9 protein-coding genes are annotated in these 9,066 nt (G+C 62.3%); 3 read left to right on the forward strand and 6 right to left on the reverse strand.

All coding sequences use genetic code 11. From position 1 onward, the window contains the following. On the reverse strand, positions 1–960 hold a 960-nt coding region (locus VGU61_RS08345), incomplete at its 3' end, for a DUF4118 domain-containing protein (protein ID WP_326858652.1). A gap of 210 nt (positions 961–1,170) precedes the next feature. On the opposite strand from VGU61_RS08345, the gene VGU61_RS08350 reads away from it, so the two are divergent. Then, positions 1,171–2,322, forward strand: coding sequence for a HAMP domain-containing sensor histidine kinase (locus VGU61_RS08350; RefSeq protein ID WP_326858653.1), 1,152 nt, complete (start codon positions 1,171–1,173; stop codon positions 2,320–2,322). Positions 2,323–2,352: 30 nt separating this feature from the next. On the opposite strand, the gene VGU61_RS08355 is transcribed toward VGU61_RS08350, so the two are convergent. Together VGU61_RS08355 and VGU61_RS08360 are read right to left on the reverse strand one after the other, a co-directional pair. Continuing rightward, complete coding sequence (locus VGU61_RS08355; protein WP_326858654.1) at positions 2,353–2,610, reverse strand: hypothetical protein; 258 nt, start codon at positions 2,608–2,610, stop codon at positions 2,353–2,355. A gap of 81 nt (positions 2,611–2,691) precedes the next feature. Continuing rightward, complete coding sequence (locus VGU61_RS08360; RefSeq protein ID WP_326858655.1) at positions 2,692–3,177, reverse strand: hypothetical protein; 486 nt, start codon at positions 3,175–3,177, stop codon at positions 2,692–2,694. 201 nt (positions 3,178–3,378) lie between these two features. On the opposite strand from VGU61_RS08360, the gene VGU61_RS08365 reads away from it, so the two are divergent. Beyond that, complete coding sequence (locus VGU61_RS08365; protein WP_326858656.1) at positions 3,379–3,777, forward strand: GFA family protein; 399 nt, start codon at positions 3,379–3,381, stop codon at positions 3,775–3,777. Between the two features lie 113 nt (positions 3,778–3,890). Further along, on the forward strand, positions 3,891–4,280 hold the full coding sequence (locus VGU61_RS08370; RefSeq protein ID WP_326858657.1) for a phosphopantetheine adenylyltransferase: 390 nt from the start codon (positions 3,891–3,893) through the stop codon (positions 4,278–4,280). A gap of 63 nt (positions 4,281–4,343) precedes the next feature. Here the strand turns inward: VGU61_RS08370 and VGU61_RS08375 are convergent, their stop codons facing one another. The 3 genes from VGU61_RS08375 to malQ form a co-directional block, all read right to left on the reverse strand. Beyond that, entirely contained in the window at positions 4,344–4,646 is a 303-nt protein-coding gene (locus tag VGU61_RS08375; protein WP_326858658.1) for a hypothetical protein, read from the reverse strand. 28 nt (positions 4,647–4,674) lie between these two features. Beyond that, positions 4,675–7,488 carry a malto-oligosyltrehalose synthase gene (treY, locus tag VGU61_RS08380; protein ID WP_326858659.1) on the reverse strand — a complete coding sequence of 938 codons (2,814 nt, stop codon included), beginning with the start codon at positions 7,486–7,488 and terminating at the stop codon, positions 4,675–4,677. Continuing rightward, positions 7,488–9,066: 4-alpha-glucanotransferase (malQ, locus tag VGU61_RS08385; protein ID WP_326858660.1), on the reverse strand; the 1,579-nt coding region annotated here is incomplete at its 5' end. The genes treY and malQ, both read right to left, overlap by 1 nt.

Genomic DNA, 9,066 nt, shown 5'->3' on the forward strand with positions numbered 1-9,066 from the left:
ATATCGCTCGTTCACCGACTTGAAGCGATCGACATCTATCATAAGGACGGCGGCGCGGGCATTGCCGCGCCGCGCGGCGCCAAGCAGCTGCGCGGCCAGCTCAAGCATCAGGGCGCGGTTAGGCAACCCGGTCAGCGAATCATGTTTTGCGGCATGGAGAGCCTGTGCTTCATTGGCTTTCCGTTTGCCGATGTCGGCGATATAGGCGATCGTCAGCGGACCATTTGGCGTATCCGTGCTGCCAAGTGTCAGCTCTGCCGGAAACGGATCTCCGTTTTTCTTCTTTCCGGGCGTCTCGCGGCATTTTCCCGTTTGCATCGCCCTTGATTCCTGAGAAACATCCTTATCGGTGGGCATTGCCGGCTTACGCATAACGTCCGGGAGCACCATATCAACGGGCTGACCGATCAGCTCCCGGGACCGGTATCCGAATACATTAAAGACGGCGTCATTGGCGATGCTGATTTTTCCGTCTGGACCGAACCCGACAACGGCGGCGCTGGCTGACTGAAGCAAGGCACGAACCGTTTGGTCGCTTTGCTGCAGTGCGAGCTTTGCGGCCGCCGCCTTTTCCCGCGCACGTTCCAGCAACGCCCCCATGAACGCAATCAAAAGGGAGATGAACGCAAACGCGAGGACCATCACACGGTCTTGACGGTATGCAATCCAAAAATTCAGGATGGGTTGAAGAAAGAGAAAGGCGCCCGCCGCCAACGCAAGCACCGCGGCAAACAACGCCGGCATGGCGCCGCCGTACATGGCGCTAATGATCACCGGCGCAAGCAGGACGGTAAGCGGCAGTGCAGGCGGCAGGTCGGCCTGCAACAGATGCAGCACGGCATATTGAAGCGAGGCGCATACGGCAACGGCGAGGAAGGCGACAACATAAGAACGAACTGCACTACCCTTCTTGCTGTCGATCCACTTTCTTCGCTGCATAGTCGCCTTGATCGGTTTCAATCCTAAAAAGAGCGTCGCGCCGGCGAATGGTTCCGGCCCTGCGGCGTACGAAATAAGGTACACGGCATCGCGATGTTGCGGAGCCGGCCGCCCCAGCGACAAAATCCGCCGACTTTTGATTTTCAATCAGCCGCAGGAGAACCGCGGTTGTATAAACTAGGGTCGAAATCAAGCCGCCTGCGTTGCACATATGCAATGGAGTACGAAAGCATGACTTTAGGAACTGATCAAAATCCCGAATTGAACCAGCTGTCTTCCACTTCCCGGCGCATGCTCGAGTTGGAACAGGCTGTGTTCGTCGAGTGGGAGAAACGGGTGCGGGAAAGGGTGAAGGAAGCCGGGGGACTGTCACATCCCATTCTTCTGAACACCATGCCCACCTTTTTCGAGAACCTTGTCCAGACGATCACGCAGCCCTACCCCAGGGCCAGCGCGGAAAGCGGGAATAACATTGCGTCGGAACATGGCGGGGAACGTGCCCGCCTCACTCATTACAATCCGCAGGCAGTCATCAGCGAATATCAGATCCTCAGATGGACGATTTTCGATACGATGAAGCAACACGGCGTAATGCTGAACGAAGCCGAGGTGGCATGCATCAACGCGTCGATTGACGGTTCCATCGCGGAGGCGGTCACTTCCTATGCACTGGTGCAATCGATGCTGCGCGAGCGCTTCGTTGCCGCGCTGACCCATGACCTTCGCAATCCGCTGGCCAGCGCAAGTGCTGCGGCGGAGCTGATCCGACATACTACCGACTCGCCGAAACTCCGCGATCTCGCCGACCGCATCATCGACAACAACAATCGCATGGACAGGATGATCCAGGACCTTCTCGATGCGGTCGTTTTCCAGGCAGGCGAGCGGCCGAGCCTTGAGCTGAGCAGTTTCGACATGCTTGAGCTGGCGAATGAAGTGCGCGACCAGTTTTCGGCGCTTCACGGCCATCGATTCCACGTCACGGGCGTGCCTGTCACCGGATGGTGGAGCCGTGAAGCGATCAAGCGTGCCCTAGAAAACATCCTCGGCAACGCCGTCAAGTACGGCACGCCCGATACGCCGGTCCGCATCGTGATCACCACGCACAATCAGCGGGTGCTGCTTGCCGTCCATAACGAAGGCGACCCCATTCCTCAGGAGCAGCTGGAATCGGTGTTTCAGGTGTTCCGCCGGACGGAAGCGGCACGAACGGGTAAAAAACGGGGGTGGGGAATCGGCCTGCCGTACGTACGCAGCATTGCGGAGGGCCATGGCGGCAGTGTGAATGTCGATAGTTCGGCTGAACTTGGTACGACGCTCCAGATGGATATTCCGATCGATTCCCGGCCCTACCAGGACGCGCCGGTTACCCCCGATGCCTGATCGGCCGCAATGTGCATCATCGGACCGGGCTTATGCTCGTCGCTTGAATTCGTAATGGATCAGGTAGGCATGGCCGCCGTAGACTGCGGCAGTGGTTCGTTCGGTACCTTCGACGGAATGCGCGATCTCCACCGACAGGCAGTCCGGCATGCCGGGCGGCAGCGCCTGGCAGGCGCGGAAGTATTCCTGGCGCCTTGCCGCGTGCGCCGGGATGACCTGCTCGCGAGCGGGCACGGCCAGCTGGGAAGGCGTGGGAATGAAGGGGGTATCGGGAAAAAGTGCTGACATAGGTATGGTCAATGCCCGGGCTCCGGTGGCTCCTGTTGGCGGAGGTGTTTCAGGGTGTCCTGCCGTGCAGAGAACGCCTCGTCACAGCGTCCTGATTTCCGAGGGGTTTACCGGGTCGGCGAACGGTCCGCGGGTTTCAAGCCGCTCTTCGAATTCCGGGTCGAGCTGGCCGTGTGCCCTCAGGTAGTCGCGCAGGTCACGCTGCCAGAGCCGTTTGTCGCTCAATCCGGAGTCGTCGCCCAGTGTATAGGTATTTCGGTCTCCGAACAGATGCTGTGCGTCGACCGGAGGCAGCCGGAATATCTGGGCCATCGTCAGTGCGATGGATGCGTTTTCGTCCGCCTCGCCATTGAGCAGCAGGCGCTTTCCATCGTCGGATATCGACAGGCCGAGCGCAGTGAAGGCCGGATGATCGGCGAGCCACCCCGCGGGAGACCGGATGGTGCCGTTTTCCAGTGATTCGCCCCGCACGCTTTCCAGCATGTCGAGGTCGATGGAGGTTTCCGGGATGCCGTCGATGATGGCATAGGCATCCTTGAGCAGTTTAAAGTCGGGGCCGGTATCCACTGGTTTTCCTTTCAGGCTGCGCTGGGGGATCGAAATGCGGCGCCGCAGAGCGGGCTGCTTTTCTTATAGACCGGAACGGCACTGCGGGGTTTCATTCACGGGCGCGGTGTTTTACAGTACGGCGTCTCACTGCAACGCTCCGCAGCCTGCTGTTGCCTGGCTGAAATGTGACTGGCTGGACTATCGTTGAGGAGAAATAAGATGCTTAAAGGCGGCTGTTATTGCGGCCACATCCGATATGAGGTATCGGGTGGGGTCTTCCACGAGTCGAATTGCCATTGCTCGATCTGCCGCCGGACTGCCGGCGCGCCGTTCATCACGTGGTTCAGTACGGAGCGCCGGCACTTTCGCCTGTTGAGCGGCAGCCCCACGCGTTTCAAATCGTCGGCAACCGGCACACGGGCATTCTGCCCGAGCTGCGGCACACAATTGACCTTCGAAGACGAGAGCAAGCCGGGGGAAATCGACGTCACCACGTGCAGCCTGGACAATCCCGACATGCTGCCCCCGAAGGACCACACTTACACAAGCACCAAGATCGCGTGGGTACTGGCGGATGATCGGCCGGAATATCCTGAGGCCCGGCCCTCCGGGTCCTGACCCTCGGCCGCGAAGCCGAACCCGTTGCCATGCGACCGGGCGGTACACTGCGTACCGGTCCAAAGCAAAACACGACTGGTCAACAACAAGAACATCATCGTTAAGGGAACACCATGAACGCCATCGTCAAAGCGCTTCTAGTCATCGTCGGCGTAATCCACCTTCTTCCTTTGGCCGGAGTCGTCGGCCCGGAAAAACTGGCGGCGCTGTACGGCATCCAGGTTGCCGATCCCAACCTGGCCATCCTGATGCGGCATCGCGCGGTGCTTTTCGGCCTGCTCGGCCTTTTCATCTGCTACGCGGCGTTCATTCCCAGATTGCAGTTGCTCTCCCTGATCGGCGGACTGGTCAGCGTCATTTCCTTCCTGTGGCTGGCATGGACGATCGGGGGGTATAACCAACTCGTCGGCAGAGTCGTCGTCGCCGATATCCTGGCACTGGTCTGCCTGGTTGTGGCCGGGTTGATGTATGGGCTGAACCGGCCGCTTTCCGGCCGCCGGTGAAGGCATCACGAATTCGAGTGCCCCGGACCGCCATCCTTGCGGCGCAAGGTACCCCCTCTTGGCTCAGCCTGCCAACGCCTTGGCGAACGTCGGCGTGAATTGATACGCCAGCCGGCCGTTATTGACACCGAAGGACTGCAGGATGCGGAAGCAGACCCACTCGTCATCGCCGGATACGAGGATCTCCGCTTCGAAGATTTCCCGCATGAGCACCATCGTGGCATTCCAGTCATCCTGCTCCACCGGCATGGACTGCATGCCGGTCCGGTCTCCGTCGCCCGCCGCCAGGACATGGGCAGCGAGGACATTGAGCAGTTCGACCGCGCTCTCGCCGAGCGCTTCCTCGACCAGTCTGTTGATTTGCATGGGTACGGCAACTCCGCCCGTGAACCGCTCAGGCCTGGGTCAGTACGGCAACCGGCAGCAGGGCAAGGGCTTCGCCCAGCAGCAGGCGGCCGGATTCGATGCGCACCTTTTTTCCGGTGTAGATGTCCATCCATGTCGAGTCCGGCGTATCGGGGAACAGGAGCGCCGTGTCTTCCCATTTCTCCCGCGGCACGAGCGGCTTGCCGTCATCGGCCAGAAGCCCGGTTGGCCGTAAGGTGGCGACGACGATGACGCTACGGTCCTGGAGTCCGCGCACGAATCCGATCGCATGGCGTGCCAAGCCACCCTCCACTGCGACCGGCAGATATTCGCCGCGGAAGAAAAGGTCGGATTCACGCGCCCGCAGTTGCAGGGTGCGGTGAACGATCTGCTGCTTCAGCCGTCCGCTGCGCCAGTCGTCAATCCCGGATACCGGTGTATCGCCCTGCTCCATTGCCTGCCTGCGCAGGGCATAGTCGACAGGTCGGCGGTTGTCCGGATCGACCAGGCTGAAATCCCAGAAATCTGTACCCTGGTACAGGTCTGGCACACCAGGCGAGGTAATCCGCAGCACCGTCTGCGCGAAACTGTTGACCGCCCCCGCCGGCGTAAGCTTGTTCACCACAGCGGCCAGCTTCGGCAGGAAGGCATTGCCCGGTTTCGGTTCGAGGATGGCATGCAGGAAGCGGCGGCTGCCGTTCTCGTATTCTTCATTCGGCGCGACCCAGTCACTGACCTGCTTGGCTTCGCGCATCGCCTTGGTCTGCCATTGGTCGATCCGTTCGGCAAATTGCCCCATGCCCTCGGCATCGTCCGGTTCGAGGCCGATCGGCCACGCGCCGGCCAGCATCTGATAGAGCATCAGTTCGTCGGCCGGTTGCGGCGCTTCGGAGACCGGCCCGCCATTTTCGCCGGCCGTTTCGCTCCGCAACGGACTGTTGAGCACCATCCATTCGGAAACCGCGTTCTCCCATTCGCTGACCATGCCGCTCAGGGCGGCGATCCGGGCGCGGACGTCCTCACCGCGTTTGTGGTCATGGGTTGCCGTGGCGAGCATCGAATGCGGAAAACGTTCGGCGCGTGTGCGGTTGGCTTCATGGAAGCCGTCGACGGATAACGCAAACAGGTCCGGGTCGGAACCGACATCATTGCGGGACAGCAGCCTGCCATAGCGGTAGAAAGCCGTGTCTTCCACCGATTTTGCGGACAGCGGCGGCGTCAGTTGCTGAAAGCGGGTGATCGCCCTCTGGTGCAGATGACGCACCCTCGGGTTGGCGGAATCGCGCGGCGCATCGCCGCCAAGCCAGCGGGCGATGACATCGAGCAGCGGGCCTTCATTGCGGTCCACGCTGTGACGAGCGCCCTCCAGTGCCCGCTCGATCACCTCCTGGTCCAGGTCGTCGCGGCCGTTGCTGTCGGCATACGTCCGATAGACCGGGAAATGGACCAGCAGCTCGGTGAAAACCCGGCGAATCGAGCCGAGTGAAAAATCGCGGGTGCGCAGATCGGTACGCGCCACCGCATGCAGGGCGCGCGCCGCCGCTTCGAATTCGCCGGCCAGATTATTGGCCAGCAGCTGCCGGCGGGCCTGTCGCACCTCTGCATGGAAATCCGTATCGTTGCGGGTAAGGCGGGACCACATCTCCGACAGCGGCGCCTCGCCGGCGGGATCGTGGAGCAAGGCGCCGACGCGATCCATGAAGTCATAGCCGCTGGTGCCGTCGACTTCCCAGTTTTGCCGGAGCTGTTCGTTTTCCGCGAGAATCTTCTCGACGATGATGTAGGCCGGCGCCGGGGGCAGCTCGGGCGGCCGCTGCGAGGTGAGTGCCTGCAGCCGCCGGCGCAGCTTGCGGCAATACGCGCCCGGATCGGCCAGTCCGTCCACGTGGTCAATGCGGACGCCGTCGATCAGTCCTTCGGTATAGAGACGGAAGATCAGCGCGTGGGTGGCTTCGAAGACATCGTCCTGCTCGACCCGCACGCCCGCCAGGTCCGTTACTTCAAAAAACCGCCGCCAGTTGATGCCGTCGGCGGCGCAGCGCCACCACGCCAGACGGTAATGCTGGCGTTCCAGCAAGGCATGCAGCGCTTCAAGTCCCTGCGTCGTGGTCGCCGAATGGGCGGCAAGCGCGGCATCGATCGCCGCGCGGCCCTCCTTGTCCTGGCCCGCTTCGCGCAGCAAGCCGAAGCCGATGTCGGCGTTGAGTTGGGTAAGATTCGCGACTTTCCCCTGTTCGTCCTTGCCTTCCTCGAATGTCGCGATGGCCGCGATCAGGCGGTCCGACGCCGCCGTGCGCAGGATGCCGGCATAGTCGGCAGGCGCGATCGGAAAGCGGTGCGAATAGTACCCGGCGAAGAACTTGCCGCGTGTCGAATCGAACTGCAGGGTGATCTCGCCGGCGGTCAGCACATCGCCGTAGGGCTGACCGAGGAACGGCGCCATGACCTTGCCCTGCAGGGTTTCGTCGGCCGGTTTCCAGTCGATATCGAACCAGCGCGCATACGGGCTGCTCTCGCCCCATTCGAGTACATGCTGCCACCACGGGTTCTCCGGGCCCACCCCCATGTGGTTGGGCACGATGTCGAGGATCAGACCCATGCCGGCTTCGCGGATGCGGGCGACCAGCCTTTTCAGGCCGTCCTCGCCGCCCAGCTCGGGATTGATGCGCGTAGGGTCGACGATGTCATAGCCGTGCGTGGAGCCGCTGCGCGCGGTGAGAATGGGCGACGCGTAAATATGGCTGATGCCGAGCGACGCGAAATACGGCACGGTGTCGGCCGCCTGGTCGAAGTTGAAGTCTTTGTGCAGTTGCAGTCGTGCGGTGGCGCGCGGTATGGACATCAGGAATTCCCTTTGTAAGATCGTGTGCGGTTCATGATCGCAAGGCGTGCGGCCACCGACGGCTCATCCAGAAGCGTATCGACCGGTTGGCGGAGCCGGCGGCGCCAGTTGGGATGCGCGTCGGTGGTGCCCGGCAGGTTCGGTTGTTCGGGCAGGCCGAGCGCGTCTTCGATTGGAAGGATGGCGAGCGGCGCCGGTGCTGCGGAGACGAAAGCGACCGCTGCATCGAGCGGCACGTCGCCCGGTCCCTCTGCCGCCGGCCGCCCCGTCGTGATGCCGGCGTCGTTCAGCGCCTTCAGCAGCATTGCGCGTTCATCGGCACGTTCGCGCCGGACCTCGCTTTCGCTCTGGGTCTTCGGCAATAGATCCAGCTCCTTGCGCCAGTCGATATCTCTTTCCTGCCACCATCCGGCGATCGTCGGCAGATCATGGGTGGTGGTAGTCGCGATCGCGCTGCGCGGCCATTCGGACGGACTGAGAAAGCGATCCGCTTCGCGCTGGAACATCAGCACCCGGATGCCGAGCAATCCGGCGTCTGCAAGCTGGGTGTCGAAGCCGGCCGGTACCGTTCCGAGGTCCTCGCCAATAACGATCGCCTTATGCCGCCAGGATTCAAGCGCAATCAGGCGCAGAAGGTCCTGCAGCGGGTACTGCAGATAGGCGCCATCCTGAGGCGACGCGCCGTCGGGCACCAGCCAGAGCCGGCTCAGTCCGAGCACGTGGTCGATGCGTGCGCCGCCCGCATAGGCAAACGTCGAGCGCAGCATCTCGATGTAGGCACCAAAACCCCTGGCTTTCATTGCATGCGGCGAGAAGGCGCCCAGTCCCCAGCTCTGGCCGTTGGTGTTGAGCACATCGGGCGGCGCGCCGACCGACAGGCCGTTGATGATTTCCGCCTGCCGGCTCCATGCCTGGCTGCCGCTGTTGTCCGCGCCCACCGCGAGGTCGGCGATCAGGCCGATCGGCATACCTGCTTCGCGCGCCGCGCGCTGTGCCGCGCCGAGTCCGCGCGCGGCCTGCCATTGCAGGAATTCATGAAAGCCGACTTCATACGTTTGCTTCGCCGCAAACTCGGCAACCGCCGGGCTGCGCGGATCGCGGAATTCTTCCGGCCATTCTTTCCAGTATCCGCTTTCCCCTAGCGCCAGGCGCGACGCATGCAGCGCCTCGAAAATGGCATGGTCATGCAATGCGCTGCCGCCCTGGCGGCGGAATTCATCGAAATCGCGGTGCGCGTCCGAGCCGCTTTCATTGCAGAAGCGTTCATACAGGCAGCGCAGCAACGCCAGCTTGGACGACGCCGCCATCGGCCAGTCGATCAAGGGCTCGATTTCCATGCCCGCCCGTCTTCCGCCGCCGTCATCGCCCAGCAGAACCAGCGCCGACGCCACCGCTTCCGATCCAAGCACGGCGGCCGGATCGATGTGCAGCGCATTCAGGAACAGCCTGCTGGACGGACCGTAGGGACTGAAGCGGTTCACGTCGGCGCTGAACATCGCATGCACCGGGCTGATCGCCACGGCCGCTGCGCCGTGCCCGGCGGCGGAACGGACAAACGACGCCAGACCGGTGAAGTCG

The organism is Noviherbaspirillum sp. (assembly GCF_035944575.1).
Classification (GTDB): domain Bacteria; phylum Pseudomonadota; class Gammaproteobacteria; order Burkholderiales; family Burkholderiaceae_D; genus Noviherbaspirillum.

Coding starts and splice junctions, on each gene's coding strand:
- VGU61_RS08370 (WP_326858657.1), top strand. CDS start 3,891: ATGAACGCCATCGTCAAAGCGCTTCTAGTCATCGTCGGCGTAATCCAC.
- VGU61_RS08355 (WP_326858654.1), bottom strand. CDS start 2,610: ATGTCAGCACTTTTTCCCGATACCCCCTTCATTCCCACGCCTTCCCAG.
- treY (WP_326858659.1), bottom strand. CDS start 7,488: ATGTCCATACCGCGCGCCACCGCACGACTGCAACTGCACAAAGACTTC.
- VGU61_RS08365 (WP_326858656.1), top strand. CDS start 3,379: ATGCTTAAAGGCGGCTGTTATTGCGGCCACATCCGATATGAGGTATCG.
- VGU61_RS08350 (WP_326858653.1), top strand. CDS start 1,171: ATGACTTTAGGAACTGATCAAAATCCCGAATTGAACCAGCTGTCTTCC.
- VGU61_RS08375 (WP_326858658.1), bottom strand. CDS start 4,646: ATGCAAATCAACAGACTGGTCGAGGAAGCGCTCGGCGAGAGCGCGGTC.